The organism is Qipengyuania sp. MTN3-11, assembly GCF_042851825.1.
In the GTDB taxonomy this organism is placed as follows: domain Bacteria; phylum Pseudomonadota; class Alphaproteobacteria; order Sphingomonadales; family Sphingomonadaceae; genus Qipengyuania.
Window position 1 is genome coordinate 627,810 of the sequence record NZ_BTGM01000002.1, and the last position, 25,793, is coordinate 653,602.

General features: G+C 59.5%; 29 protein-coding genes and 1 pseudogene. 16 read left to right on the plus strand and 14 right to left on the minus strand.

Annotation, left to right across the window (positions count from 1 at the left end; all coding sequences use genetic code 11):
* Positions 1-4: 4 nt before the first annotated feature.
* From ACGHN1_RS10345 to ACGHN1_RS10355, 3 genes are read left to right on the plus strand one after another with little or no spacing between them, the layout of a single operon-like run.
* Positions 5-1,012 (plus strand): SDR family oxidoreductase, encoded by a 1,008-nt coding sequence (locus tag ACGHN1_RS10345; protein ID WP_251104396.1) that lies wholly within the window; start codon positions 5-7, stop codon positions 1,010-1,012.
* Positions 997-2,829, plus strand: a complete 1,833-nt coding sequence (locus ACGHN1_RS10350) for a glycoside hydrolase family 15 protein (protein WP_390550836.1) — start codon at positions 997-999, stop codon at positions 2,827-2,829. The genes ACGHN1_RS10345 and ACGHN1_RS10350 overlap by 16 nt, the downstream gene beginning before the upstream one ends.
* Complete coding sequence (locus ACGHN1_RS10355) at positions 2,826-3,326, plus strand: hypothetical protein (protein WP_251104398.1); 501 nt, start codon at positions 2,826-2,828, stop codon at positions 3,324-3,326. Before ACGHN1_RS10350 ends, ACGHN1_RS10355 begins: the two co-directional genes overlap by 4 nt.
* Positions 3,327-3,428: 102 nt before the next feature.
* Here ACGHN1_RS10355 and ACGHN1_RS10360 read toward each other — a convergent pair whose 3' ends face one another.
* From ACGHN1_RS10360 to ACGHN1_RS10410, 11 genes are all read right to left on the minus strand, one after another.
* On the minus strand, positions 3,429-3,944 hold the full coding sequence (locus tag ACGHN1_RS10360; RefSeq protein WP_390550837.1) for a DUF2231 domain-containing protein: 516 nt from the start codon (positions 3,942-3,944) through the stop codon (positions 3,429-3,431).
* Between the two features lie 75 nt (positions 3,945-4,019).
* A complete protein-coding gene (locus ACGHN1_RS10365) occupies positions 4,020-4,544 on the minus strand; it encodes a c-type cytochrome (RefSeq protein ID WP_390550838.1) in 525 nt (174 codons plus the stop codon).
* Positions 4,545-4,900: 356 nt separating this feature from the next.
* Positions 4,901-5,242, minus strand: coding sequence for a hypothetical protein (locus ACGHN1_RS10370; RefSeq protein ID WP_251104401.1), 342 nt, complete (start codon positions 5,240-5,242; stop codon positions 4,901-4,903).
* Between the two features lie 705 nt (positions 5,243-5,947).
* A complete protein-coding gene (locus ACGHN1_RS10375; protein ID WP_251104402.1) occupies positions 5,948-6,619 on the minus strand; it encodes a DUF2231 domain-containing protein in 672 nt (223 codons plus the stop codon).
* Between the two features lie 231 nt (positions 6,620-6,850).
* Positions 6,851-7,582, minus strand: coding sequence for a PepSY domain-containing protein (locus ACGHN1_RS10380; RefSeq protein ID WP_009823988.1), 732 nt, complete (start codon positions 7,580-7,582; stop codon positions 6,851-6,853).
* A 27-nt stretch (positions 7,583-7,609) separates the two neighbouring features.
* Positions 7,610-8,128 carry a nuclear transport factor 2 family protein gene (locus tag ACGHN1_RS10385; protein WP_009823989.1) on the minus strand — a complete coding sequence of 173 codons (519 nt, stop codon included), beginning with the start codon at positions 8,126-8,128 and terminating at the stop codon, positions 7,610-7,612.
* Positions 8,129-8,152: 24 nt separating this feature from the next.
* Complete coding sequence (locus tag ACGHN1_RS10390) at positions 8,153-9,295, minus strand: copper resistance protein B (protein WP_390550923.1); 1,143 nt, start codon at positions 9,293-9,295, stop codon at positions 8,153-8,155.
* 167 nt (positions 9,296-9,462) lie between these two features.
* A complete protein-coding gene (locus ACGHN1_RS10395) occupies positions 9,463-11,271 on the minus strand; it encodes a copper resistance system multicopper oxidase (RefSeq protein WP_054522842.1) in 1,809 nt (602 codons plus the stop codon).
* A 55-nt stretch (positions 11,272-11,326) separates the two neighbouring features.
* Complete coding sequence (locus ACGHN1_RS10400; RefSeq protein ID WP_039388614.1) at positions 11,327-11,887, minus strand: RNA polymerase sigma factor; 561 nt, start codon at positions 11,885-11,887, stop codon at positions 11,327-11,329.
* A 6-nt stretch (positions 11,888-11,893) separates the two neighbouring features.
* Positions 11,894-12,328, minus strand: coding sequence for a Spy/CpxP family protein refolding chaperone (locus ACGHN1_RS10405; protein ID WP_008603940.1), 435 nt, complete (start codon positions 12,326-12,328; stop codon positions 11,894-11,896).
* 3 nt (positions 12,329-12,331) lie between these two features.
* The gene (locus ACGHN1_RS10410) at positions 12,332-12,628 is read right to left on the minus strand and encodes a hypothetical protein (RefSeq protein WP_300397077.1); all 297 of its coding nucleotides are present in this window, start codon (positions 12,626-12,628) and stop codon (positions 12,332-12,334) included.
* 133 nt (positions 12,629-12,761) lie between these two features.
* Between ACGHN1_RS10410 and ACGHN1_RS10415 the strand changes: the two genes are divergently transcribed.
* The 13 genes and pseudogenes from ACGHN1_RS10415 to ACGHN1_RS10475 all read left to right on the plus strand — a co-directional run bounded on the left by ACGHN1_RS10415 (position 12,762) and on the right by ACGHN1_RS10475 (position 21,087).
* Positions 12,762-13,466: a class I SAM-dependent methyltransferase gene (locus tag ACGHN1_RS10415; protein WP_390550839.1), complete on the plus strand. Its 705-nt coding sequence runs from the start codon at positions 12,762-12,764 to the stop codon at positions 13,464-13,466.
* Entirely contained in the window at positions 13,463-13,927 is a 465-nt protein-coding gene (locus ACGHN1_RS10420) for a DUF411 domain-containing protein (protein WP_390550840.1), read from the plus strand. The genes ACGHN1_RS10415 and ACGHN1_RS10420 overlap by 4 nt, the downstream gene beginning before the upstream one ends.
* Positions 13,928-14,130: 203 nt before the next feature.
* Positions 14,131-14,412, plus strand: a complete 282-nt coding sequence (locus ACGHN1_RS10425) for a DUF5676 family membrane protein (protein ID WP_054527892.1) — start codon at positions 14,131-14,133, stop codon at positions 14,410-14,412.
* A 249-nt stretch (positions 14,413-14,661) separates the two neighbouring features.
* The gene (locus ACGHN1_RS10430) at positions 14,662-15,312 is read left to right on the plus strand and encodes a helix-turn-helix domain-containing protein (protein WP_251104408.1); all 651 of its coding nucleotides are present in this window, start codon (positions 14,662-14,664) and stop codon (positions 15,310-15,312) included.
* A gap of 350 nt (positions 15,313-15,662) precedes the next feature.
* Positions 15,663-15,860: pseudogene (locus ACGHN1_RS10435) on the plus strand (amino acid permease); the annotation flags it as partial.
* Positions 15,861-16,000: 140 nt separating this feature from the next.
* Entirely contained in the window at positions 16,001-16,273 is a 273-nt protein-coding gene (locus ACGHN1_RS10440) for a metal-sensitive transcriptional regulator (protein WP_251104409.1), read from the plus strand.
* Positions 16,274-16,314: 41 nt separating this feature from the next.
* Positions 16,315-17,040 (plus strand): glutaredoxin, encoded by a 726-nt coding sequence (locus ACGHN1_RS10445; protein WP_251106015.1) that lies wholly within the window; start codon positions 16,315-16,317, stop codon positions 17,038-17,040.
* On the plus strand, positions 17,037-17,453 hold the full coding sequence (locus ACGHN1_RS10450; RefSeq protein ID WP_251104410.1) for a potassium channel family protein: 417 nt from the start codon (positions 17,037-17,039) through the stop codon (positions 17,451-17,453). Before ACGHN1_RS10445 ends, ACGHN1_RS10450 begins: the two co-directional genes overlap by 4 nt.
* Positions 17,454-17,455: 2 nt before the next feature.
* A complete protein-coding gene (locus ACGHN1_RS10455) occupies positions 17,456-18,049 on the plus strand; it encodes a DUF305 domain-containing protein (RefSeq protein ID WP_251104411.1) in 594 nt (197 codons plus the stop codon).
* On the plus strand, positions 18,046-18,534 hold the full coding sequence (locus tag ACGHN1_RS10460; RefSeq protein ID WP_251104412.1) for a DUF6692 family protein: 489 nt from the start codon (positions 18,046-18,048) through the stop codon (positions 18,532-18,534). The genes ACGHN1_RS10455 and ACGHN1_RS10460 overlap by 4 nt, the downstream gene beginning before the upstream one ends.
* 122 nt (positions 18,535-18,656) lie before the next feature.
* On the plus strand, positions 18,657-19,361 hold the full coding sequence (locus ACGHN1_RS10465; protein WP_251104413.1) for an NAD(P)-dependent oxidoreductase: 705 nt from the start codon (positions 18,657-18,659) through the stop codon (positions 19,359-19,361).
* Between the two features lie 43 nt (positions 19,362-19,404).
* Complete coding sequence (locus ACGHN1_RS10470) at positions 19,405-20,757, plus strand: rhodanese-like domain-containing protein (RefSeq protein WP_390550841.1); 1,353 nt, start codon at positions 19,405-19,407, stop codon at positions 20,755-20,757.
* Positions 20,758-20,919: 162 nt separating this feature from the next.
* A complete protein-coding gene (locus tag ACGHN1_RS10475) occupies positions 20,920-21,087 on the plus strand; it encodes a hypothetical protein (RefSeq protein ID WP_182849628.1) in 168 nt (55 codons plus the stop codon).
* Between the two features lie 358 nt (positions 21,088-21,445).
* Here ACGHN1_RS10475 and ACGHN1_RS10480 read toward each other — a convergent pair whose 3' ends face one another.
* The 3 genes from ACGHN1_RS10480 to ACGHN1_RS10490 form a co-directional block, all read right to left on the minus strand.
* Positions 21,446-21,847: a hypothetical protein gene (locus ACGHN1_RS10480; protein ID WP_390550842.1), complete on the minus strand. Its 402-nt coding sequence runs from the start codon at positions 21,845-21,847 to the stop codon at positions 21,446-21,448.
* Positions 21,848-22,399: 552 nt separating this feature from the next.
* Complete coding sequence (locus ACGHN1_RS10485) at positions 22,400-23,062, minus strand: peroxiredoxin (RefSeq protein WP_390550843.1); 663 nt, start codon at positions 23,060-23,062, stop codon at positions 22,400-22,402.
* A 135-nt stretch (positions 23,063-23,197) separates the two neighbouring features.
* On the minus strand, positions 23,198-25,762 hold the full coding sequence (locus ACGHN1_RS10490; RefSeq protein WP_390550844.1) for an NAD-dependent epimerase/dehydratase family protein: 2,565 nt from the start codon (positions 25,760-25,762) through the stop codon (positions 23,198-23,200).
* Between the last annotated feature and the right edge of the window lie 31 nt (positions 25,763-25,793).

The following is a 25,793-nucleotide window of genomic DNA, read 5'->3' on the forward strand; positions in this document are numbered from 1 at the left end:
GAACATGAAGAAAATACCGAACGAACGAAAAGTTGTTGTCGTAACGGGCGCCTCGGCAGGCGTGGGGCGGGCCACCGTCCGACGGTTCGCGCAGGAAGGGACGAGCGTCGGCCTCATCGCACGAGGCATAGATGGACTTGAGGGTGCCCGGAAGGATGTCGAAGCCGCTGGCGGGCACGCGCTGGTATGCCCATGCGATGTTGCCGATGCACAGGCCGTGGAGCAAGCGGCGGAAAGGATCGAGCAAAGCCTGGGTCCGATCGACATCTGGATCAACGCCGCGTTCGCCGGCGTCTTGTCGCCTTTTGCCGAAATGTCCCTCGAAGACTTCGAGAGGGTTACACGGGTCACCTATCTCGGCCAAGTCCATGGAACCTTCGCCGCCCTTCGCCGCATGATGCCGCGCAACCGCGGTTCGATCGTACTGGTCGGAAGCGCGCTCGCCTATCGCGGGATTCCTCTCCAATCAGCCTATTGCGGCGCAAAGCACGCGATCCAGGGTTTTCACGACTCGGTCCGGGCCGAGCTTTTTCATGCCGGGTCGAAGGTCCGGATGAGCATGGTACAGTTGCCGGGAGTTAATACGCCGCAATTCGACTGGATCAGGACAAGCATGCCCATGCGGCCGAAACCGGCGAGCCCTCCTTACCAACCCGAGATAGCCGCAGAGGCGATACATTTCGCTTCGACGTCGGGTCGAAAGGAAGTCAGGCTGGGATGGCCGACACTTCAGGCAATCTGGGGCGACCGGCTAGCGTCGCCACTGATGGACCGGTATCTCGCCAGAACTGCAATCGACGGACAGCAAACCGATCAACCCGTCTCACCGGATCGCAAGGACAATCTTTACGAGCCCGTGAAGGGAGATCACGGTGCGCACGGGTCTTTCGGCGCGAAGGCTAGGAAGAGCAGCAGCCAGCTTTGGATCACCAAGAACCGCCTTCCTCTTGCCATCGGCGGTGGTATCATGGCGCTGGTGGCAGCCGTCGGGGGCTTATGGCGACCCAGATGAAGGGTTCGGACGAACCTTCATTTTTCCCGCCCATAGGTGAGTATGCCCTCATCGGAGACATGCAGGCATGCGCTCTGGTTTCCAGATCGGGAAGCGTTGACTGGCTTTGTCTGCCCAATATCGCCGACCCTCCCTTGTTTTCGGGCGTTCTCGGTCGCTGGGGCGGGCGGTTCCGGATTGGGGCAGAAGGAGATTGGACCGTCGAGCAAGAATACCTCGACGATACCCCCATTCTTCGGACTCGCTTTATTCAGGAAGCCGCCTCCTTTTCCGTGACAGACTTCCTGGCCCTGCGCACGGAAGGCTTAGGAGGTCCGATCGAACCCGAGCGCGAATTGCTGCGCATAGTGGAAGTGGAATCGGGTTGCCCCAAGGTTGCCTTCAGTTTCGAGCCCAGACCGGGCTTTGGACGTGACCCCCAGCTCCAACGGCGGGGCAGAAACGCCTGGGCATGCCAGCACAGGGCCGATCTGATTCTCTTCCGTAACGACTTTTCCGTCTCTGAGGCCGACGATCGTCAGGTATGCGGAAGCGAACAACTCAATGCTGGTGAAAAGCGTTATTTCTCGCTCTCTTTTTGCCGACGCGATGTCGGCGCAATTCCGGGTCTCGGCCCAGAATGCGAAACCAAGAAGAACGCCGCGCACGATTGGTGGAGCGCCTGGCTTTCGCAAGCCGAGTTGCGCGGCCGGTTCAACGAGGACGTCAAGCGTAGTCTCGTGGCGCTACGATTGCTGACGAGCCGCGAGACCGGGGCGGTCGCGGCCGCGCCGACGACGTCGCTGCCCGAATGGATAGGCGCAAAGCGAAATTGGGATTACCGCTATTGCTGGATGCGCGATGCCTATTTCGTGCTGTCGGCGTTCATTCAATATGGCTTCAAGAACGAAGCATCGGGCTATTTCAACTGGCTCATGCACGCGACCGAGCAAGACAAGCCCGATTTGCGCCCCGTCTACGATATTTTTGGTCGCAGCGACCTCAAAGAGCAGGAAGTATCCCAATTGGAAGGGTACCGGAACTCGGGCCCGGTGCGGATCGGAAATGGGGCCAGTGGGCAGGTTCAGCTCGATAGCTATGGCTCGGTAATTCTGGCCGCGCGCTCGCTTGTCGAACACGGTGGTACGTTCGGGGTCTCGGAAGCGCGACGGTTGCGTGGCTTCGTGGAAACAGTCTGTCGTCGTTGGAGAGAGCCTGACAACGGCATCTGGGAAATGCGGCAGGGTCGCTTACATCACCTGTATTCGAAAGCGATGTGCTGGGTGGCCTTGGACAGTGCCCTGTGGCTTTCGGACCGTAGCCCCCTGGAGATCAATCGGAACGCGGTGCATGCGGAACGCGCCGCCCTCGAGAAAGTGGTTTGTGTCTCCGGTTGGAATGAGAAGCGGCAGGCTTTTACAGGTGCCTTGGGACGCGAGCATCTCGATGCCAGCGTCTTGCTCCTTCCCAAGATCGGAATAATTAAAGCGGATCATCCTCACATGGTGGCTACATTCGAGAGGATCGATGCCGAACTGGCAAAGGGTCCCTTCGTCTGGCGTTACGATCCGGCGATCGACGGTCACGGATCTTTAGAAGGTGCCTTCGTGGCGTGTTGCTTCTGGGCCGTCGAATATCTTGCCATGGCCGGCAGGATGGAAGAGGCAGTAACAAGGTTGCAAACGCTCATCGGTGCCGCCGGGGATTTGGGCTTATGGTCCGAGGAATACGATCCGGAAACCGGACACATGCTGGGCAATATGCCGCAGGGCTTGTCCCACGCAGCTCTTCTCCATGCTGTTAGGGCAATCCATGGTGCAGGGATGAGCAACAGTTGAATGAAATTCTTCAAGAGGTAGCCGCCAATTGGGTGGTAGTAGCCGCGTGGGGCCTCGTCGCCACCGCAGTCATGACCAGTGTGCTCGAAGGGGCCCAGCTTTTCGGCTTTTCCCGGCTAAGCCTCCCTTTCCTGTTCGGAACGTTTGTCGTGAGCGATCGGCGGCGCGCCATGATCTTCGGATATCTCCTTTATCTTGTCGGCGGATGGCTGTTCGCCTTCTTCTATGCGCTGCTTTTTTCCGCCCTCGCAACATCCGAATGGTGGGTTGGCGCGTTGCTCGGCATAGCCCACGGACTGTTTCTGGTCGCCGTGTTTTTACCGACATTGCCGATAATTCATCCGCGAATGGTAACGGAATACGATGCTCCGGGACCCGGACAGCGGCTCGAGCCCCCCGGAGCTTTCGGTTTGCACTACGGGAAGCTGACCCCGATCGCGACCGTCGCTTCTCAGACGCTCTATGGCTGCATCATGGCTCTGGCCTACCCTGCCTAGGCAATAGGCGCTCGCGGAACCATGGGACCATATCGGAGCATCGCACATCGCTCGCGGTTCTTCTACTAGCTCCTATACAGACTTTCGAAGTGAAGGATTGCGCTACGCCGCGTGGTCGTCTCCGTTGCTCTTCAAATCGCGGCCTTTTATCCATCGATAGAACCGACGCGATGGCCGCTTGGCCTCTTCGGGCGATGCAGTTCCCTGGTTCGCGGCAGCAACCCCTCCCCCGTGCGAGTAGACGATCTCGCCGCCAAGCCAGGCCTGAACAGCTAAGCCAGCCACAATCGCCCAAGCAAAGAGGAGATAGAAAAACGATGGTGAGCTTAGCGACCAGCGCCACGCGGCGGCAATGATGAGGGCTATCATCAGAATCAGGCCGGATTTGAGGTGGAGATGGACAAGTTCATGTGTCTCGCGCGCAAGTTCGTCGCGGTTCATGTCCCAATAGCCGGCCCCCGCCGCCAGGATCGCGCCCAAGGCGGCAATTGCTATCGTCCAGTAGGCTAAGGGGGCGAGGGAAGGTACGCCAAACACCAGTGCAGCCGTTTCGGCAAGCACCGAAACCACTCCTAGCGCGATGGGATAGTGAACGATCGCGGGATGAATGGGTGGCATCGAGATAGCCCTAGTTTGAACAAGGAAGGGAGGGGTCGCATGCGCAGTCCATACCGGCACGCCCCCCAAAACTCGCTAATGACCGTCGGCCGATCCGAGGGTGGCGTATCGTTCTTCGCTCATTTGCGGCATGTTCTTGACGAAAGCTGTGATATTCCAGAGAGCGCGATCCTCGTGCGTGCCTCCAAAGGCAGGCATGCCCGACGCCTTCACGCCGTGTTTTACCAGCCAGAATACTTCTTCGTCCGACCAACTCTTCGCGGCGTTTGCCAGCGCGGGAGGATGGGGAAGCATACCGGAACTCCATTGCGCTCGTCCTTCGCCGACACCCCCGTGACAGTGCGCGCACATGGCTTTGTAATCGCCCGCGCCGGCCTCGACCATCGCTTGCGTAAATTCTGGAGCGTTCAGGTTGCTCGCCCGGGTTTCGACAGAATTCGTCATCGAGGTGTCAAGCGCCCACTCCGTAATCGGGTAATGCCGATCATCGGCAGCGATATTATACGCGCCCGTAAGCACGACGATTAGCGCGACCGCGCCGATGAGCAGCAAAGTGCCTAGGGTTCCGAGCCCAAGACCTTTTTGGAAGCTGTTCATCATCAATCTCCATCCTCTTGCTATCGGCGGCTGACCGGCGCGGCTCCCCGGGAACGGGATCATTCGCCCGAGGGAATGCCGCGACCTATCCGTTGATGTCATTCTTCCCCTAGGGGCGAAAACAGTCTACCGGAGCACTCTGTGCCACTCAGCGCCTCCGAGACGGTCGGGCAAATGCCAAACGCTCGCGATGCGGTCAGCACGAAAATCAACCCATCAATAACGGTCGAATTATTCAACACAGCTTGACGATGAGGGTTCCGAAAGTTGCCTGCCGGACCGGGTACGGGTGCCCGAAAGCGAATGCGGAGCGGCTTCGTTCTCCCGACGCATTAGAAGGCCAGGACGAGACTTGACTATTACTCCTCGCGAAACCGGCGGGCGCGCTCCACAAAATGCTCCATTTGCGTGGCAGCGTGCAAGGTAAGCGGATGCGGCTTTGCATCGGCACGCGGGGATATGAAGTCCGCGATTTCTTCGATTGCTGCAAGCTGATCGGCGCTGGCCTTCGACAGAAGGCCGAGCACCATGTTCTCGAGCGCGATCACCCTGATGCGCAATTGGATGATCTCGGCATCGGAAAGCGGCGGAATATCCCATTTTTCGCAATCGGCAGCGAGCGCTTCCTGCGGCCCGCAGGGTAGTGCCCCGCCTTCGTCTTCCCAGCGCGACAGCGCAACGGCTTTTCCCGTTTCCGACATATGCGGTTCCTTTCATAACCATCGAGGCGATCGTCTGCACGCTGCTCACATAGCACAAAGCCCTGCCGGGATGCGCCTGGCACGGCGACAGCGAAGCCGGGCAAACGGAACCCCGCGCGGGTTGGTCTTCACGCGGGGTTCCTGAACGACCCCTTGGGGGCACCTGCGACCCGCAGGGCTTCGGGGGGAGGCGGGGCCGTCCTTTCCTGATCTTGCGATGTTCGTTGCGATTTCCTGCCGAGGGTATCTCCTGAATAGCCGTGTCACCGGGAAACGCGTCCGATCACATACCTTCCATGTCGTGATCGGCCATCGAGGACATGTCATGGCCCGCATGGGGATCGGCGGGCGGGGTCGCTTCGCTCGCGGGTTGCGTGCGCGCTGCTGGCGCTGCGGGTGTGGCAGTTGCGCGTGATGCGGGCGGGACAGCGCGCCGTGACGCAGGCGTGGCGGCGCCAATTGTCGAAAGAGCGTCCTGACGTGCGGCCGCTGCCTCATTTTCGGAGGGAGAGGTTGCCGGGTCTGCAAGACCCGCCTCGGGTGCCGTGCCAGGCATCACCGCAGTTCCGCCCATAGGCGAAACCTCAGCAGCCGGTGTGCTCTCCTGCGCTTGGTCACAAGCGGCGAGAGCGAACGTCAATGGCGCGGTCGCGAGAAATGCTATCGCGGTGTTCGATTTCAGAATTCGCATGTTATTCAACTCCTTCAGAGCCACGAAACGCCAAGATGGTCCGGTCCATGCGCGAGCTCGCCGCCAAGGAAGCCCTGTACGAGAACGAGTGCCGCCATGGAGAAGATAGATGCGCGCAACCACGTACGGCTTTGGCTTGGCCTGCTTGCGAGATAGGCCATCGCAATACCGAGGACCGCGATCAGCATCCCGTTCCATCGATGGACCTGCATGACGGTATCGCCGCCGAACCAAAGGCCGGTGTGGATCCATCCGAACAGAACTGCGACGACCGCGCCGATCGCTCCGCCGTAGATGAGCACGCGCACCGCACTTTCCAGGCCCGCTCCTTTCCGGCGCATCACGAACAATTCGGTGGCCGCAGCCATGAGAAACAAGGCGATCGGGAAGTGGATCGTTGCCGGATGCAGCTTCTTCAGTACGGCCATGACGCCGGCTTCGCCCTCATTCGCATGGCCACCGGCATCGTCATGACCTCCGCCCGCTTGATCGTGCGCGCCGGAGGATTCGCCAGCATCCGCAGTCTCGCCCATCTGCGCCATGGCCGCCTGGTCGGGCGCATCGCCATTGGTGACAGCAGGTGCGGCGCTCGCCTCTTCGCCGTGCTTTTCGTCGCCATGAGCCTGAACGGGTCCGACGAAGAGCAGGCTTGCGGCGAGCAGCGCCAGAAATGAGGGGGCTTTCATGTCTCGTATGTCTCCCGACCCTGCAGTTAAAGTGCGACCTATGTGCCTGATACGCACCGCAGTCGCCTGCCCCTCACATTAATTTGATGGTATTGGCGCGACAGATGTGCGTCCGCCGTATCACGTCTGATGGCGGCACCATCGCGATCGTCGAACGCAGTCGGCTCCTGGCCCCGTTCGGCCTGGCGAACGGGGGTAAGGCGTTCGCCCACGCACATTAGCCCCATGGGCTCAGGCGAGCTTGCTCTTCTTTGCGCGGCGGCGCAGCCTCGGCATCCGGTTCGCCAGCAGGACGAAACCCGACAGGGCTATGATCGTGCCGCCAATACCGAACAGGAGCAGCCACCAACTGTTGATGCGATCGCGCTCGGTCCAATCCATGATGTGGAGGCCCCAGATGAAATCGAACAGGCGCCATGTATCACTACGCGCCGCCCCGAGCGTGCCGCTGGCGGCATCGATGTAGATGCGCGTCGAAGCCTCGTCAGCATAGGTGACCTGCCAGGCCGGAAAAGGGCCGCGAAACTCGGTTCCGATGGGGTCATCGACGATCCGTGCGGCCTCGATGGTCGTGCGCGGCCCGGTCCATGCGCGCAAGGCGATGGATTTTGCCGTTGCCGCCGAGATGGGGGAGAGTTTACGCCCAGTCACCGGATCGTGGAGGCTCACGCTACCGTCAACCTTGCGGACCTCGGTCACGGCATCGCCGTCGAGCGAACGTGTCGTTACCGCTGCAAGAGTACCGTCGTTTGCGACCCAGGCCGGGAGCGGGGCATCGGCGGGCAGCGCCTCTTGTTCACGCGAAACGACATGTTCGGAGCGAACTTCTTCCAGGTCGAGAAACGACATGAGGGCGCCGGTTCCCATCCACAAGAGAACCTGGACACCGACGAAAATCGCCAGCCATTTGTGGATCTTGCTGCCGAGCACATGCAGGCGCAGCTTCAGCGACGGCGTTGCCAACCGGTGCTACCTCTTCGAAAGCCGTAATCAGTTGCGCGGCGCGCGCGACGAGGAATGGTACTGGACGATTCTCCACCCGTCCGCATCGTGAGCAAGCACCGATGTCGCCACGCCGTCGCGCTCGATCACCCGGCCATCGCTAAGTTCGATGCGATAGCCATACGTCTCATAGGCATGGGCCATGTGCCCCATCCGGGTGACGGTCAGCGTGGGGTCGGTAAAGGTGAAGCTCACAATCGCGTCGAGCTCGGGGCCCAAATGGTGCTCCATGTAATTGGCAAAGCTTCCTTCGGCCTTGCCATTCTCGAAGATCGCCGAGTCCTCGGCGAAGAGCGCGCGCATTGCCTGCGCGTCGCGCGCTTCAAGAGCGGTGCGATAGGCCTTGAGGGTTTCTTCAGCGCCCGCGACATCGTCCGCCGAAGCGTCCATCGCGTGCATCTGATGGTTCGCATGGGAAGAGTGGTCCATCTGCTGCGCGAAGGCTGGCAGCGGTATCAGCGTGGCAACAAGCGCAGTCGCCGCGATGCGTGTCAAAGTCTTGGTCATGGAAGTTCTATCCTTTTTGAGATTTCAGAACCAGAATCGCACACCGACGACATAATTGGTGACGCTCGGATCCTCTCCGGCGGCCCGCGCAAAATCCGCGCTGTCGCCGATGCGCCATTCCTGGGAAACGCCGACATAGGGCGCGAATTCGCGTGCGAACTCGTAGCGAAGACGCAGACCTGCCTCGATCCGGTCGAGGCCCGCGCCAATGCCGAGTTCGGGAATATCCTGAGCGGAAAGTGCGATTTCGGCACGCGGTTGAAGGATCAATCGCTGCGTGATGCGCTGATCAAGTTCGCCCTCAAAACGCGCCGTCACATCGCCCTTGGTGGAGACGAAGGCCGCGGCATCGACCTCGAACTGGTAAGGCGCGATCCCTTGGATACCGATAACCGCGTGCGTGCGTTCCGGACCGGTCAGGTCCTGGCGAACACCCGCCTGGAAATCGAAGAAGGGCGCAATGGCGCGGCTCCAGAGCGCCTGGACCTCGGCGCCTTCTATGGGTTCGCCGAAGCTGCCCTCACCCTCGGACTTGAACCAGAATTTGTCGATGTCGCCGCCATAATATCCCTGGATGTCCCACAGATATCCATCCTTCCCCTCGCGGGCGCGGTACTCGAGCCGGTCGCCCTGAAACCAGAAGCGCATTCCTCCGTCGGTCTCGCGGACAAGCTCGCGGCGCGCTTCGTTCATGGCTTCCTCGCCCCAGATGGCGACCGCCGCGCGCGCTGGGCCGCTCCCTGCTTCTGGAGGAGGCGGCAGCAGCGGGATATCATCGTCCGAGCCCATCTGCATCGCCGAATGGTCCATGCCCTGCCTGTCCTGCGAAGGCGTCTCCCCATGGTTCATCTGGCTGTGATCCATCTGCCCATGGTCCATCGACGAACTGGCCTCCGCCTGACCCATCTCGCCGTGATTCATCTGCGAATGATCCATCGCGCCTTCGGCGGGCTTGCCCTGCGGCATCGAGCCGTGATCCATTCCTTCATGACTTTCGGGCGATGCCTGTGGACGGGCAGCGTCCACAGGCATTGTCATGCCAGAATGACCATCCTGAGCGGTCATCGCACCATGATCCATGGTTGAATGATCCATCTGCGAGCGGTCCATGGCGGCTTCAGGCTGAGCAGCCGGTTCGCATGCTCCATCTGCTACCGGATGCCCCATCGCGCGATGGCGCTCGGCTTCTTGCTCGCACTTTGTCTTCGCGTCAGCCTGCGCCTCGGCGCTTTGCTGCGGTTCCGCCGGCGAATGACCGGCATGCTGTGCCGCCGCGGGCAAGGCGAGAACTGAGCCGGCTGCGACCGATACGAGCAGGCTGGCAATACGAATTTTCATGCTTCGCTCCCGTCGGGATTGGCGACCGTGACGATCTGAAACATCCCGGCATGCATGTGGTAGAGAAGGTGACAGTGGAAGGCCCAGTCGCCCGGCTCGTCCGCCGTCAAATCGAACTGCGCGCTGCCACCCGGTTGCAGGATGACCGTGTGCTTGAGCGGTTGACGATCGGCCGGCGCGCCATTGACCAGCTCGAAGAAGTGCCCGTGCAAGTGGATCGGATGCGCCATCATCGTGTCGTTGACGAGCTTCACGCGCACGCGCTCGTTATAGGCGAAACGGATCGGCTCGTCGGAGACGGCGGAGAACTTCTTGCCGTCGAACGACCACATGTAGCGCTCCATATTTCCGGTCAGATGAATTTCCATTCGCCGTGACGGCGTGCGGCCCTCGCGGTGCGGCGTCAGAGCGCGCAGCTTGCGATAGTCGAGCGTGCGATGCGGCACATCGGCGAGACCGATGCCGGGATCGCCCATACGGTCGACCGGGTTCATCGAGACCATGTCGAGACCGGGACCGACCTTCACATCGGGCGGCAGAAGCGAGGTGTCGCGCATCTGCATCCCCGACATTCCGGCCATGCCTGCCATCTCGGATTGGCCGGACGAACCATGATCCATCCCCGCCATGTCGCCGCCACTTCCGTGGTCCATGCCCGACATGCCGGCATCGCCAGACGAGCCGTGGTCCATGCCGCTCATGCCCATGTCGGCCATGGTCAGAAGCGGCGGATCGCGCAGCGGCGGAATGGCTGCGCGAGCGCCGGGTGCGCTCGCGAGTGTGGCAATACCCATGCCCGAGCGGTCCATCGACTCCGCGACCAGCGTGTAGGCCTGTTGCGCGCCCGGCGTCACGACGACGTCGTATGTCTCGGCCACACCGATCTGGAACTCGTCGACCTCAACCGGCTCGACGTTCTGCCCGTCCGCCTGAACGATGGTCATCGGCAGGCCGGGAATGCGAATATTGAAGAAGGTCATGGCGCCGGCATTGATGAAGCGCAGCCGCACGCGTTCGCCCGGGCGGAAGAGGTATTCCAGATTGTCGAGCGGGCCATGGCCGTTCAGAAGATAGGTATAAGCCGCGCTCGACACGTCGAGGATGTCCGTCGGCATCATGCGCATTTTCGCCCACATCCGGCGATCCTCGCCCGAAAGCGGGTAATCGTCGGTCCAGGTGTTCTGGTTGTAGTTGAAGTAGCCTTCGCCCTTCTTGAGCTTGTCGAAAATCGTGTGGGGCGACATTTCGCTGAATTCGCTCAGCACCACGATATATTCGCGGTCGGCCTGAACCGGATCGGGTCCGGCGGGATCGACCACGATCGCGCCGTAATGCCCGGCCTGTTCCTGCAGGCCGCTATGCGAGTGCCACCAGTAAGTGCCCGATTGGCGAACCGGAAACTCGGCGGTGAAGGTCTCTCCCGGTTTGACACCGGGGAAGCTTACGCCGGGCACTCCATCGAGCTGAAACGGCACGAGCAGACCGTGCCAGTGGATCGAAGTATCTTCCTCGAGCTGGTTATGGACATTGAGCCGGACGGTCGTGCCTTCCTGCAAACGCAACAGCGGACCAGGGATAGTGCCGTTGACGGCGATCGCGCCGCCGCGCCTGTTGCCGGTCGCGAAGGCCGATCGGGCAACGGTGAGGTCGATATTGGGGCCGGATATCTCGTCCAGCCCCTTGCGGGCGTTACCTGCGAGGATGTCCGCGCCGCGTGCCCAAGCAGGCATCGCCCCGGCAAGGCCGAGCAGACCCATTCCTCCTGCTCCGGCTCCGAGAAACTTGCGTCGATTGACGGCGATCATAAAGGGCTCCTGACGTGGCGTTTACCGTTACTTACGCGCGCGCCCACCCAACCCCTCAAAGTTTTTCGAAGCGCTCCTTCAGCCTGTTGCGCGCGCGGTATACGCGGGTTTCGATCGCCTTTTCGGTCGTTCCGAGAAGATCGGCCGCCTCGGCCTGGCTACGCCCCTCGATGGTCACGAGCACGATGGCTTCGCGCAGCCTTACAGGCATTCGCGCGATCTCGGCCTGAACGAGATTGAGCTCTTCCCTGGAAACGGCCGACGTTTCAGGACCCGGCAAATCGTCGGCGATGGAATGGAGTTCGGCATCGCCCGACAGTCCGAAAAAGCCTGCGACCTTGCGCCTGCGCAAACGGTCCCGGCAGCGGTTGAGGACGACGGTTGTCAGATAGGGTCCGATCGGCTTGTCCGGATCGAGCCGATGGCGCGTCAGCCACACCGAAGCGAGGCTGTCCTGAACAACGTCCTCCGCCTGAGAAGGAGAGGAAAGCATGCGTGTCGCGAGCGCGAGAAGCCGACCGGTTTCATGCTCGACGAGCTTGCTGAAAGCCCGCTTGTTACCGGCCCTCACCTGCGAGACAAGGGCCTCGTCCGGATTGTCGCCCGCCCCCGACATGGCGCTTCAGTCGCGTGGGTCGCGGGTCAGGGCGTCGGAGACCTTGCGATCGAACTGGCGTTGCTGCTCGGGTTCGAGAATTTCGCGCATGTCGAAGACATGCCGCACCGTTGCCTTCTGCAGATCGCCCATACGCGCATGCACCTCGTCGATCGCGGCCGAGACCTCGGGACCGTACTCATGCTCATTTTCCATCGCCTGGGCGAGCCGGGCATTGGCTGCGCGCGCCGATCCTTCGAGCCGTGCCCTTTCGACAGCGAAACGGGCCTCGAGCGCATCGAGACGCTGCTCCTGGTCGGCCGTCAGGGTGAGTTCGTCGTGCACGAAATCGTGGAGGCCGGAGCCGGCCTCGTGATTGGCCCAGCGATCCGCGGCAATCGCGCCGAGGCATCCTGCAAGTGCTGCGAGAAGCACCGCGAGAACGATATGCGTCGTCTTCAAACCCTATTGCTCCACATGGAGGAGCGCCGATGGGGACAGCTGTTCGCCGAGGATAAGACTCTCGCCAAATGAGGCGGAAGACGTGCCATAGCCGCCGGGCCAACCGCTCGTTCCGGCGCCAGCTCCAAGCCCGACGACGAACAGACCGACGAAAAGGGCCGTCCGGCGGCGTCGGTCGGCGATTTCGCCAAGCTGTCCGGCGCGCTGCCAAACGCCATCCATGAAGTCGGCGGGGACCTCGTTGGCGGCGGTGGCGGAAAGGGTTCCGAGCACCGCATCAAGAGAGTGATTGTCACGCATCCGAAAAACTCCTGTGGGTTGCACGTGTCCTATACGCGCTCGCCTGCACAATCCCTTAAACTTCTTTTTTTGAGGGAATGTCCACCACCATACGTAATCGAGACGGGTCTGTCAGAATCGGGTCGAACCCGGGATGAATGGGAGCCATTTCGTGAGCAATATCATCGCACCTGAAGATCACGGCGAATTTACGCCTCTTCTTGGCAAGAGCTTTCTGACGCCGCTTTACGACCGGGCGATCGGTCTGTTCACCCGCGAACATCTCTGGCGCCAAAAGATTGTCGAAGAGCTGCACCTTGTCCCCGGCGACCGGGTGATCGATGTTGGCAGCGGAACCGGCACTCTTCTCAAGGCCTTGATGACGGATTGTCCGGAAGCGGGTCTGATCGGTGTCGAACCCGACCCGGAGGCGCTCGCGCTTGCGCGGCGCAAGTTTGGAGCGGGAGCCGATCTCGTGAAATGGCACAATGGCTTTCTCGAAAGCCTCAAGCTACCCGCAGGGTGGCAGCCGAACAAGATCGTCAGCAGCCTCGTCCTTCACCAGGTTCCCTTGCGCAAGAAGCAGGCAATCCTGGAAACCATCGAAAGCTTGCTCGTGCCAGGCGGAACCGTGTTGATCTCCGATTATATGAAGCAGGAGAGCCCACTCATGCGGAGCCTCTTCCGGGCGACCGTCCAGTCTCTTGACGGCATAAGCGACACGCAGCCCAGCGCCGACGGCGAAGTCGAAAAACTGTTCGCCGAAGTCTTCACCGAGCCATGCCTGCTCCACCGGTTCCCGACGGCAACCGGGACGATCTCGCTATGGCGCGGATACAAGAAAGGAATTGCACAATGATCTGGAAAAAGCCTGCCCTGTTCCGGCGATCGATTAGCGGCGCGGCCTTGCTCGTGCTGGCAGCCTGTTCGAACGTGGCTCAGGCAGCGACCTATACGATGTTCCGGGATCCAGGATGTGGGTGCTGTCTCAACTGGGCAGGCCATGTCGAAGACGGGATGAACGCGAAGGTGGCATCGGTCGATAGCAACGACATGGCGGCGATCAAGACCGCGCGGGGCGTACCCCAAGAGTTATGGTCATGCCATACGATGGAGGTCGATGGATACATCATCGAAGGTCACGTGCCTGCAGAAGCCGTCGCCAAGCTTTTGCGCGAGCGGCCCGACGGCGTTGCCGGTCTAGCGGTTCCGGGAATGCCTCTGGGATCGCCCGGCATGGAGGCCGGAAACCGGATCCAGCCCTATGAGGTCATCGCCTTTGGTTCAGCCGGACGGAGCGTCTTCGCGTCCTTTCCGTGAATGTGTGGAGCCACACCATGCGTCACCGTGAAAGGGATGAAGGTGATGAAGATTATTTGCGGGAAGCGACACAGAACCCGGTAAAACCGGGACAGGCGGTAAGAAGCCTATCGAATTCTCGCAGGGTCCGGGGCTGGCTGCCCCCACCGCCCCGGACCCGTCCAATTGTATGATTTAAGCACGCACGAAGTGGGAGAAATGCGATGGTAAAAGGATCAATCAAGAGCTCGATATTCGCGTGGGGCTGGACGCTCAGCGTGTTCCTGCTTGTCAGCTATCTCCTCTGCATTGCCTTCGGAGTCCTCGCACCAGAGCGCTTTCACATGCACGAAGCCTGGGCTCCCTTACTGCCATGGTTCGAATGGCTAACGCCGCGCGGGTTCCTCGCCGGAGCGGTGGGGAGCTTTCTCTATGGCTGGTACATCGCACTCATCGCGGTTCCGCTCTATCGGTATTTCCGGAGACGAACTGGTAATTCGGTCTGATTTCCCGATGCCCTTCGCGGGACAAGACGTTTTGCACGCGAAGCCATTAGCCCGGTAGCCTGAAAAAACGAAAAAAGGGAATGCGCGATCTACAGGACAAAGCCTTCACAGAGCGGTCGAACGCTGACCGCCCATGCGGTCGTTGGTGCTGTCCTCGGCATCACGATCCTCCATCCGGTAACCACGCTCGTCTTCTGGTACGAGTTCGGTCCGTCGCATGACACCGGCAGCAATACTGCCATTGAGTTCATGATCGGCCGGCTGGTCAGTGCTTTCGCGTTCGAAATGCTTCCCATGAGCGCCATCTACGCGGTGATCGGCGGCGCCCTTGGTCTGGGATTTGGCATGTATCACATGCGGTTGGCGCGAGCTCAGTCCAAGGTACTTTTTCTCGAACGCGAACTCGACGAGGAATTGCCGCTTCTTATCGCACGCGGCGAGGGCGAGCGATTGGAATTCAAATCGTCCTTGCGGTGGGACAGGCGTGAGAACCGGGTCAACCGGTCACTCCAGCAGGTCGTACTCAAAACGGTTGCCGGCTTTCTCAACCATGAGGGCGGAACACTGCTTATCGGGGTTGGAGACGATGGGAACATCACTGGCATTGAAGCCGATATGCAGACACTCAAACATGCCAATCGGGATGGGTTCGAGCGCCTTGTGATGGACCTCGTGAAGGATGGTTTCGGCGGTCACGCATGCGCTTTGGTCCATTGCCGTTTTCACGAAATGACAGAGAAGACGGTATGCCGGGTCATTGCTGAAAGGAGCGCTGATCCTGTCTACCTCGTGGAGGGAGGTACCGCGCGCCTGATGTTACGTATCGGAAACAGCACGCGTGAGCTCGACGTGCGCGAAGCGCAGGCACATTTGCGCAATCGATCCCCCGGTCGAGCTTAATCCGGCTGCTGGGCACGTCAGATTGATCGAACAGGGCCAGTTACCTCTCGCGAGACCTGCTAGAGAAAATTCACAGTGGGCCACCCTGGCGATACGCGTCGCCTCCTATCGACGCACCTTGTGCTGAGAGAAGCCTCGCGAAAAGCGGACTCCCTATCTTGCCAAACCGCCCCCTGGGGCAGGCGCGCACCATGTCGAAACTTTTTGAGGGGTGAGGCGCTACGCAACGTACTGTCTGGCGTGATGTTTCTCGGACGGGAGGACATCGACAGGGGAAAGACTTGCAGACAGATGGCGACGATCAACATAACGAGAGTGCGGCCTCGATAACATTGCTGGGCGGCGTCGCGATGGGAACCGGCGTCATGATCGGCGCCGGTATCTTCGCACTGACTGGCCAGATTGCCGAACCCGCTGGACCGCTATTTCCGCTTTTCCTTACAGTCGGCGCACTGGTTACTTCGCTCGCCGCTTACAGCTACATCAAGATACCGACCCACGAGCCGTTCTCCGGTGGCGTCGCAATGGTCCTGCACGGGGTCTACGGCTCGCTGGAGAGCAATGGTAAATCGCGGAAGGGAAAACCCGGTTGGGACAAGGTTCACGGAACTCTCCCCGCCGCGAATATTTATACCCCCGGAACGTATAGGTAGGGCGTGCAACCGATTGCCGCAAAGAGGCGAATTTAATGCAGCATAACGTTGGGAAAATCGTGAACCGGTTGCGCCGCGTCGAAGGGCAGGTGCGCGGTGTTGCCCAGATGGTCGAGAATGATCGTTACTGCGTGGACATCCTGACCCAGATTCAGGCGGTCAAAGCCGCGCTGGGGCGAGCCGAAAGTGAGATTTTGAAGCGTCATGCGAACCTTTGCGTAGCCGAGGCGATCGCCAGCGGGGACGAGAACGAGCAACAGCAGAAGTTCAGCGAACTAGTCGACCTGTTCGAGAAAGCGAAAAGATGAAGAGGCGAACACCAAAACCGAAGATCGCAACCGTCTATCGCATGGTCATGCCCGACCATGTCTGTCCCTACGGGCTCAAGACCGTGGATCTGTTGAAGCGCGAAGGCTTCGAAATCGACGACCACCATCTCGAGACACGCGAACAAACCGACGCTTTCAAGGAAGAGCATGGCGTCGAGACCACGCCGCAGACCTTCATCGGCGGCGAGCGGATCGGCGGTTACGACGATCTGCGCGAGCAGCTCGGCAAGTCGGTGCAGAAGGAGGGCGAGACCAGCTACCAGCCGGTGATCGCGATCTTCGGCGTTGCATTCCTGCTCGGTCTGGCGATCAGCTGGTATGTGTTCGAGAGCATCTTCACCATCCAGGCGATCGAATGGTTCGTCAGCCTGTCGATGGCGCTGCTCGCCATCCAGAAGCTGCAGGATGTGCGTAGCTTCTCGACCATGTTCTTGAATTATGATCTGCTTGCCAGGCGTTGGGTTCGCTACGGATTTGTCTATCCATTCGGGGAGGCCTTGGCTGGCATCCTGATGGTCGCACATGCGTTGCCCATCATCTCCGTCCCGGTCTCGCTCTTCATCGGCACGGTCGGTGCGGTGAGCGTGTTCAAGGCGGTCTATGTCGACAAGCGTGAGCTTAAATGCGCCTGCGTCGGTGGAAACAGCAACGTGCCGCTCGGCTTCGTCTCGCTGACCGAGAACCTGTTCATGATCGGCATGGGCCTGTGGATGGGCGCGAAAGCTCTGGGCTGGATAGCCCTGTGATCGCGGCGCTCCTCCTCGGTTTCGCGCTGTTCGCGATCTCGCTCTACCTTCACATGTGGATGCTCCGAGGCGCGAAGGCGGTGTCTCCGCCGGGGCGGGATCCGCGGCACTTGCGCCTCCTTGCGGGCTCCAGCCTTGTTCTTCTTAGCCATTTGGTGATCGCCGGGATTTTCGCGGGCGGCATGTATCTCGCATCCGTTTGGGGCTTCGGCGGTCTGGAGAAGGACGTCATCGATAGCTGGATGGATTATTACTATTTCGCGCTGATCACGATCTCAACCGTGGGGCTGGGAGACATCCTTCCCGCCGGCCACATGCGGGCCATCTCTGGGATTGCCGCCCTCACCGGATTCCTCATGATCAGCTGTACCGCCCAATATGTATATCAAACCATGAGCAAGCAGGAGGATTGAAGATGCAACAAGACAAACATTCCGATCATGCGAAAGGAGGGGGCGGCAACTACTGGCGGTTTATGGCCATGGTCTCGACCTCCACCGTTCTCATGTTCTTTCTCATGTATGCGAACGCATACGATGCCGATCATTTCTTCTGGAGCGAGACGCGCTTCTGGATGATGTTCGTCATGGGCGCGATGATGATGGTGGTCATGCTGCTCTTCATGTGGGGCATGTACAAGGACCGCATGAAAAACTTCATAATTTTAGGCGTGGCCGCGGTAGTATTTGCGCTCGCCCTGTGGCTGGTACGCAGTCAGACGACGATCGATGACGAAGAATATATGGCCGCGATGATCCCGCACCACTCGATCGCGATCATGACCAGCGAACGGGCGCATATTCGTGATCCACGCGTTCGCAAGCTCGCGCATGACATCATCCTCGCCCAGCGCCGCGAGATCGCGCAGATGAAATATCTGATCGAGGACATCGAGGAAAACGGCGTAAGAACGACTGAACGGCTTCCCAATGGTCTGACGGCGCCAACTGCCGCAGCACCTCAGTCGGATGTGACGGAACCGCAAGCAAGCGAAGGAGAAGCGCAATGAAGAATTGGTCCGTCTTCGCGGTCGGAGTGGCTATCGCGCTTTCCGGCTGCAATCAGAACACTGCAATCGGAAATGACCGTGAAGCGCAGCTCGATCCCGCTCCGACGCCGGTCCCAATCGAACCGGCATCGCAGGCCTTACAAAATGTGGCGACGGCTATTGTGAAACCGGAAACTATGTCCGACGCTGACATCCAGGCCATAGGAGGAACCGCCGGTCGTTGCGTGTATCGGCTTACCGAAGTGGGGTTTCCAACGTTCGTTTATCAGCCTGACAGTGAAGCTTTCATCAAATTGAATGGCAAAATAATTCCTCTAAGCGCTGATGGACCCGACCGCTTTACGAGCGGGGAACTTCTGGTCACGACGAGGCTGATCGATGAAGAGGGTAATGCCGGCCTTCAAGCACAGGAAATCATCGTGGTGCCGCCCGGAGCCAAGGATGAACTTGGCTATCGCGGTTATGTCCGCTGCGACGATGCTTGAAAACCTTAAGGGGACGGCGGCTTCGATCGCCGTCCCCCGATGACAGCGGACATCCCCGATTCAACAGAGAGTGAAGAGAGTTCCGGCAGCACAGTTTGCTGTTGGAGGTGAAAGACTTCAGAATGAACGATACAGCACCCATTGCGGTCTTCGGTGCCGGAGGAAAGACCGGCACTGAAATACTGCGACATGCGGTCCGCGAGGGCATCGCGGTGCGAGCGTTCGAAAATTCCTTGCCCGAACCATCAGACCGGGTCGACAATGTCGAGTACTTCCAGTGCGACGTACTCAATGACGACTTCAGCAGCGAGCTCGAAGATTGTCGTGCGGTCATTTCCGCACTCGGTATAGGGTTTGGTCCATCGACGGCGATCGATCCGCCTCCGCTTTATACGGAGGGAACCCGCAAGCTGGTGGAAGCGATGTCGGCAACCGGCATTTCCCGGATCGTCGTGATATCGGCGGCGTTTGTAGAGCCGCAGCCCAGCGTTCCTGCATGGTTCGAGCTCACAGCAAGACCAGCCTTGCACAATATTCTCGAACAGATGCGCGCCATGGAAGACCTTCTGGAGCGCGCGGAAGGCCTGGAATGGACGGCAGCGCGACCGGGCTGGCTCCTCGACGAACCCTATACGGGTGAGGCCGTGATTACCGACGAGCGCCTTGCTGAGGGTTGCTTTCGCTGCAGGCACGCCGACCTCGCGGCAGCCATGCTCGAATTCGTCTGCGAGAACACCTGGATCAACGCCAAGCCCGCTATCGCCCGGCCAGAAGAAGACCGCTTCGAGAACGTCTCGGCGCTCAAGGCCGAACTCGGGATCGACTAGATCGATGCGGACTTGCGGAAACATTCCAACAACGAGGTAAGATATGCTGCTCGAGAAGATAAAGACCCCCGGCCTTTCGCACCTTTCCTATCTGATCGGTTCGCAGGGCAAAGCAGCGGTCATCGATCCGCGCCGCGACTGCGAGATATATCTCGAGCGAGCCCGCGCCGAAGGGCTGGAGATCACGCATATCTTCGAAACGCACAGGAATGAGGATCTCATCACGGGATCGCCGGTACTAGCCAAAATGACCGGTGCCCGGGTTCTGCACGGTCCAAACCCTGCGGATGAGGTTGTGTTCGCCGACACCGCGCGAGAGGGCGATGTTTTCGAGATCGGTAAGATCAGGGTCGAAGTGCTCGAAACCCCCGGTCACACCGACGATCATCTCGCCTTCGTCCTTCACGACGACGATTATCCCGAAGGACCGGTCGGCGTGTTCACCGGCGATGCGCTCTTCGTGGGCGACGTCGGACGCACCGATTTCTATCCCGAGCGCGCGCGGGAGGTCGCGGGCCTCCTGTACGATTCATTGCAAAAGATTTGCGCTCTGGGTGACCAGACGATCATATACCCGGCGCACGGTGCCGGATCGGTTTGCGGGTCCGGAATGGCAGACCGGGAATTCTCGACAATCGGCCATGAGCGGCGCAACAACCCGCGGCTGCGCATTGCTGACCGCGACGAGTTCATCAAGGCGAAGGTAGAAGAGCATCATTACCAGCCACCTTATTTTCGGCTAATGGAGCGGCTCAATCTCGAAGGCGCCAATGCCGCGCCGCGAGTCATGCGGCCAAGGCTTCTGGGGCTGGAAGACCTCGGCGAGAGCGGCGCCGATCACCTGGTCGATGTACGCGAGCCGCTCGCCTATGCCGCCGGTCATATGCAGGGTGCCGTGTGCCTTCCAGTGGGAATGATACCCGCCTTTGCCGGGTGGTTCATCAGCGAAGGCGACACGATAGCCCTAATCGCTTCCGAACAAGACGAGCTCGCTCAAGCTATGGCGCATTTGGTGCGCATTGGTCTCGATAATATTGTCGGCGGTTATGTCGGCGTGATCCCAGCCGCCGCACAGGGCAAAGCGATGCAAAGTATTGCCATGATCGACACCGAGGAAGTCGCACGCAGGCTCGCTGAGGACAGCGAAGATTGGACCTTGCTCGACGTGCGCGCCCTTGACGAACGGCAGCAAGGCAGCATCGATGAATCCGAACATGTCTATGTCGGCGAGCTCAACACCCGCTGGAAAGAGCTCGATCGCGACCGTCATTACACCTTGATGTGCGCCAGCGGCATGAGGGCGAGCGTAGCAGCGGGCTGGCTCGCAAGCCAAGGCTTCAAACACCTCGACGTCTATCTGGGCTCCATGGGCGCATGGACAAACGCGCAGGGCTAAAAAGCTGGAAAACCTCGAAAATGGCCAACCCGCGATCCCTTCAGGGCCGTCCGCGAAAGCTGTTTGGCCTACCGGAAGACACGCTGGTCTATCCTGCGCTTGATTGTGCAGGGGGGCGCGTCTCGACGATCATACAGGCAGGCAAACGCAACCCCCGCTTGAATGGCGATGTCTCACTTTTTCGAATTTCAGCAGATCAGGGCCGTGCTGGACCTGCCCTACCTTGAAAAAATCGACGTGGCCGTGCCTACCAATCTGAAATGCGGAAATTGCTCTGAAGATGCTGTCGAGCGACTGCACGAGCTCGGCGGGAAATCACCGCAGGGATAGGTTGGATTGCCTTGGCCACCGCGGAGCCATGTGCGGGCTATTGCGCGCTATCCGCATTCCCAATCATTTGATCGAACCGGGAGGCTATCATCAGAACCACATCGGGATGATAATCGAATTGGAGTCCTTCGGGATTGGGGAGCTTTTTTGAACCTGTCGCAATTAAGACCGCTTTTTTTTCGCTCGATTCCGAAAATGCTTCCCCTCGAACATTGCCAAGGCGCATTTGTCTGTAGGACGTTGCGCGCAGAAGATCGTCTGAACCCTCATTGTCCGGTGGCGCTTTATAGGCCCCCGCAAAGTTTCGCTATCGCAGTAAAAGGAGCCAGTCCGAGTGTCGTTCTCTCAGAACCTCGGATTACATAAATGCTTTCATGAGAGTTGGCTCGAAATAGCCCCAGGCGGCCGCGATGAAGCTCATCACGGTTGCAACCAGGAGCATAATTATCTGACGGTTCTTGAGCCATCTAACTGCGACCTGGGAGTGGCAATGACTCGTGTGCCGATGTTTGCGCAGAACAATGAGCCAACTAGCCGCCACCGCAATCATCGAAAACGCGGTCATTGGCCAATGAAGCGAGCCCAGAGGCGCCAAAACACTGCTCAAGCCCGCACTCAGCCCGGCGGCAACCAGCACCATCGGTAGAATGCAGCAAGAGCAAGCTGCCAAAACAGCAGCCGAACTGCTTATGACGCTCACAACGGTCGTCTTGCCGTCGTGCAAAGCTATTGGTTCGACAGCATGAGTCGGTTTGGCCATGAAGCGACTAGCAACCACGGACGGCCCTTACCCATACGAGTTCGTTAAATAGGTCTGCCATAGTACTCTTTCGAACAGAGGCTTCCCACGCGAGGGTTCTTTGTATTTCGCCGATGTGGCATAGCCCTCCACCAATTGAAGGTCGAGGTCAATTGCGTCACACTGGCAGCTCCTCAAGCCCGTCACGCAGCTGAGGTGTCCAAGCTCGGCGGGCACCGCAGTCCTTTGGCCAACATAGCCGCGCTCAACAGCTATTGTACCTGAAAGACGGAACCCCGCGCCAGGGTTGGGTCAAGCGCGGGGTTCCTGAACGGCCCCGGGACACCTGCGATCCGCAGGGTTCAGGGGGAGGTGGGGCCGCCATTCGATTAACGAGGAGAAAACCGATCGAGACCGGATTTGGTTTTACCGTACACCTAATCGCTTACGCTTCTTGCCAATCTATATATCGAACAGATAGATCCACTCGCAGGTGTGGCGACGCGCTCAAATCCTAGCATGAGCGTGCTATGTTCACGCCGACATGCAATTGCTGGCAACCTGCTCGCGCAATTAGTCGATCGGTTCTTGGATCACACGCAAATACGGTTTCTTTTCGTCCCAGCCATCGGGATATTTGGCTTTCGCATCTTCGTCCGACAAGGAAGGCGGAATGATCACGTCATCACCCTTCTGCCAATTAACCGGTGTCGCTACACCCTTGCGTTCGGTGAGTTGCACCGAGTCCAGCAGCCGGAGCACTTCATCGAAATTCCGCCCGCTGCTCATCGGATAAAGCAGCATGGCGCGAATTTTCTTGTCTGGCCCGATGATATAGACAGCGCGGACGGTGGCGTTATCGGCTGCGGTTCGCCCCTCCGCATTACCCGCTTCATCTTCCGGCAGCATATTATAAAGCTTGGCGACCTGAAGGTCGCTGTCGCCGACCACGGGATAGTCGACCTTATTTCCACTCACCTCCTCGATATCGGGAAGCCAATCGCGATTATCCTGGCTGCTGTCGACCGAAAGGCCAATAATCTTGGTGTCGCGTTTGGCAAATTCCTCGCCAAGCCCGGCCATATAACCAAGCTCGGTCGTGCAAACCGGTGTAAATGCCTTGGGATGGGAAAAGAGGATTGCCCAGCTGTCACCCATCCAATCATGGAAGTGAATGTTTCCTTGTGTGGTCTGGGCTGCGAAATCGGGGGCTGTCGAGCCAATGGAAAGGGTCATGTAATTACTCCTACTTATCTTGTGGGAACTCAGGGCGCATTTCTAGCGATGCTCTGAGAAAAATGCGGGTTCGAACTCGGCTTGACGCTGTTCCTCAAGAAAGAACGCCAGAGCCGCTTTGCTCGGGTCAACCGGTCATACGACAAACCGGTCCCAGCCCGCATAATGCTCACCGCTTCGCTTACCGCGAGGCAGGCTCAGTCCGATCAAGAGCAGTCCGACCCCAACCGAGGCCACCGTCCCGGCAGACGAAGCCCCCGCAAGGATGAATGGCGCTGCGACCAGCCAGGCACCGAACGCAGCGTTGATGAAGCGCAGGGCGCGCGCGACTTCCGCGGTCGCGATGATTGCCACCGTAATCACCAAAGCACCCACCACGTGATCGCTGTTGGCCATCGCCCCCTCGCTGCCAAGCGTGATCCTTGTCAGCATCAGCCAGGCTCCCAAAGCCGTGCTGGCCACCAGGGTCCAGGGGAAGGTCACGCCGCGCACCGTGTTGTTCCAGATCGAACGCGCGTCGGTCATATAGTCGGTATCGTCGATTTCACCGTTCGACACTGCGCCGCCCTTGAAGAAGGTGCGAACGAGTGATTTGCCTTCCTTTTTCGACCAGTAGAGATACTGTCCCATGGCGATGACTTCATCGAGCGAGAACGGGATCATGATGAGCATCGCAAGCGCAGCAATCAGAGCCGGCGTACTCCACGTCCCGATCATTATCGGCTGAATGATCACGAAATAGATACTGACCACACCGAGCGGAATGACCAGAATGCCGAAGAAGGTAACCATCCACGGCATCGTGCGCCAGCGCGTGCGGGTTCCCATGACCGCCATCAGGATCTCGAGCACATAGCTGACCGCTCCTAGTCCTGCATCCGGGATCGGCCAGGCCTTGGATACATCCGACGTGATGATTTCCTCGGTGCCGTTCTTGGGATCGCCAAGCGATCCGGAGAAAAACGGCTCCCACGCCACATCGATATGGCCAAGCTGGTAGGAGGTAAGCATGCGCGATATCAGAAGGCCGATGATGCCCATCGCCACGATCGGGAATCGCTGGGCATCGGTCGAGGGACTGTAGGTCCACCCGGGCGGGATGGACTTCTCGTCCATCATCCCTTCCATGCTCATGCCGGGCATCATTGGCACCAGCACCGAAAATGCGATCGCCAATGTACCGACCAGGAGATTGGTCAGATATTGCGCCGCGCTCGGACTCCAGAAGAACAAGGGCGCGAAAAGCAGCCAGATGCCGACAAAGGCCGTCGCCCACTGCCCCAACCAGGCAGTGCGCTTCGAAAGCGACATCGCACCGAAGATCATCAATGCGATCCCGCTCAGCATATCGCTTAGGGCAAGAGCATTGGCCCGCCATTCGATCGACGGCAAACCCCGCTCGAGAGTGACCGCTACGACCGAAGCACGCGCAGTATCGGCGGATACGACGTCATAAACACCAGGACTTGCAGCAAGCCACAGGCCAAGCCCGATGACAGCGAACTGCGTCCAGCGGGTACCGCGCTGGGGGCCGTCCATGTCGTGCATGTTGCCGTCCATCTGGTGCCCATCATGAGCCATGTCTGTGTCATGCGATGGTAGTCGCGCCGGTTCGGTCTTCGCTGCATCCGAACTCTTTGGATGCCAGGCCACGCGGGACGTGTTCAGCTTGTTCGTTTCATACCAGTCCTGCGGGTCGGCTTTCAACGCGTCGATGATTGTCGGAAGCGTTTCGCGGAGCGAGTGCTCTGGCTCCCACCCCAGCAGTTTCCGGGCGCGGGAGATATCGAGAATGTAGTGAGCGTTTGCGTCATCGACCATCCATTGCTTGACGAATCCGTCATGACCGAGGACTTCTTCCTCGATCCACGTGCCGAGTTTCGCCACGCTTTTTGGAATGCGCACTGTCGTCCATTCCTCGCCGTGGATCTGGCAATGAACGATGTCCTGAATCTCGGCGTATCCAAGCGTTTCGGGCTCTCCGACAAGTATCGGCGTCTCGCCCTCCAGGTCAGTGCGATGAGCGATAGTCTGCTCGACCGCCTTGGTCAGATCGTCAAGATGCAGTGCCGACTGCGCAGCGCACAGCATCCCCGGATACAAATGCGCCGACACGCGGTGCTCATAGACACCGGCAATCTGTTCGGCGAGAAAGGCGGAGTGCCCCTCGTCGTCGTAAACCCCGGCAAATCGCAGGAATACAACCGGAATGTCGCCACGGTTCTCGCGCAGCACCTGTTCCGCATCGGCTTTCGATTGAGGGTAAGGCCAGGTCGGTCCAAGCGGACTGGATTCGTCGATACGCTCGTCGGGCAGCTGTTTGGGCTCGTGAACAAGCATGGAGCTTGCATAAATGAACTGCTCGATGTCGAAGGCCTGCAGCGCCGTGATCAGTCGGCGTGAACCCTCGACATTGACCTTCTCGTAGAGAGGATTGGGCTCACCAGTAACGTCGAAATATGCGGCGAGGTGAATGCAAGCGGCAATTTCAGATCCAAAGTCGTTCCTGACCTGTTCGAGAGCAGTCGCAACAGACGCATCATCCCCGAGATCCATGCGATAGGACGCGGCGAGATCGGGATTATCCTCGACGGGAGACCGGTCGAGACCAATCACGCGATATGTCTTGCCGAGACGCTGCGTCAGCGCGCGCCCAATATATCCGTTCGCGCCTGTAATCAGAACGATACGCTTGTCCATGGGAGTGCCCTCGATTTCGTTGCTGGAAGGT

Bases quoted from the DNA above. Each gene is read 5' to 3' on its own strand.
- ACGHN1_RS10345 (WP_251104396.1), top strand. From the start codon at position 5: ATGAAGAAAATACCGAACGAACGAAAAGTTGTTGTCGTAACGGGCGCC.
- ACGHN1_RS10350 (WP_390550836.1), top strand. From the start codon at position 997: ATGGCGACCCAGATGAAGGGTTCGGACGAACCTTCATTTTTCCCGCCC.
- ACGHN1_RS10360 (WP_390550837.1), bottom strand. From the start codon at position 3,944: ATGCCACCCATTCATCCCGCGATCGTTCACTATCCCATCGCGCTAGGA.
- ACGHN1_RS10365 (WP_390550838.1), bottom strand. From the start codon at position 4,544: ATGATGAACAGCTTCCAAAAAGGTCTTGGGCTCGGAACCCTAGGCACT.
- ACGHN1_RS10370 (WP_251104401.1), bottom strand. From the start codon at position 5,242: ATGTCGGAAACGGGAAAAGCCGTTGCGCTGTCGCGCTGGGAAGACGAA.
- ACGHN1_RS10375 (WP_251104402.1), bottom strand. From the start codon at position 6,619: ATGAAAGCCCCCTCATTTCTGGCGCTGCTCGCCGCAAGCCTGCTCTTC.
- ACGHN1_RS10385 (WP_009823989.1), bottom strand. From the start codon at position 8,128: ATGACCAAGACTTTGACACGCATCGCGGCGACTGCGCTTGTTGCCACG.
- ACGHN1_RS10390 (WP_390550923.1), bottom strand. From the start codon at position 9,295: ATGGGGCATCCGGTAGCAGATGGAGCATGCGAACCGGCTGCTCAGCCT.
- ACGHN1_RS10395 (WP_054522842.1), bottom strand. From the start codon at position 11,271: ATGATCGCCGTCAATCGACGCAAGTTTCTCGGAGCCGGAGCAGGAGGA.
- ACGHN1_RS10400 (WP_039388614.1), bottom strand. From the start codon at position 11,887: ATGTCGGGGGCGGGCGACAATCCGGACGAGGCCCTTGTCTCGCAGGTG.
- ACGHN1_RS10410 (WP_300397077.1), bottom strand. From the start codon at position 12,628: ATGCGTGACAATCACTCTCTTGATGCGGTGCTCGGAACCCTTTCCGCC.
- ACGHN1_RS10415 (WP_390550839.1), top strand. From the start codon at position 12,762: ATGAATGGGAGCCATTTCGTGAGCAATATCATCGCACCTGAAGATCAC.
- ACGHN1_RS10420 (WP_390550840.1), top strand. From the start codon at position 13,463: ATGATCTGGAAAAAGCCTGCCCTGTTCCGGCGATCGATTAGCGGCGCG.
- ACGHN1_RS10425 (WP_054527892.1), top strand. From the start codon at position 14,131: ATGGTAAAAGGATCAATCAAGAGCTCGATATTCGCGTGGGGCTGGACG.
- ACGHN1_RS10430 (WP_251104408.1), top strand. From the start codon at position 14,662: ATGATCGGCCGGCTGGTCAGTGCTTTCGCGTTCGAAATGCTTCCCATG.
- ACGHN1_RS10440 (WP_251104409.1), top strand. From the start codon at position 16,001: ATGCAGCATAACGTTGGGAAAATCGTGAACCGGTTGCGCCGCGTCGAA.
- ACGHN1_RS10445 (WP_251106015.1), top strand. From the start codon at position 16,315: ATGGTCATGCCCGACCATGTCTGTCCCTACGGGCTCAAGACCGTGGAT.
- ACGHN1_RS10455 (WP_251104411.1), top strand. From the start codon at position 17,456: ATGCAACAAGACAAACATTCCGATCATGCGAAAGGAGGGGGCGGCAAC.
- ACGHN1_RS10460 (WP_251104412.1), top strand. From the start codon at position 18,046: ATGAAGAATTGGTCCGTCTTCGCGGTCGGAGTGGCTATCGCGCTTTCC.
- ACGHN1_RS10465 (WP_251104413.1), top strand. From the start codon at position 18,657: ATGAACGATACAGCACCCATTGCGGTCTTCGGTGCCGGAGGAAAGACC.
- ACGHN1_RS10470 (WP_390550841.1), top strand. From the start codon at position 19,405: ATGCTGCTCGAGAAGATAAAGACCCCCGGCCTTTCGCACCTTTCCTAT.
- ACGHN1_RS10475 (WP_182849628.1), top strand. From the start codon at position 20,920: ATGGCGATGTCTCACTTTTTCGAATTTCAGCAGATCAGGGCCGTGCTG.
- ACGHN1_RS10480 (WP_390550842.1), bottom strand. From the start codon at position 21,847: ATGGCCAAACCGACTCATGCTGTCGAACCAATAGCTTTGCACGACGGC.
- ACGHN1_RS10485 (WP_390550843.1), bottom strand. From the start codon at position 23,062: ATGACCCTTTCCATTGGCTCGACAGCCCCCGATTTCGCAGCCCAGACC.
- ACGHN1_RS10490 (WP_390550844.1), bottom strand. From the start codon at position 25,762: ATGGACAAGCGTATCGTTCTGATTACAGGCGCGAACGGATATATTGGG.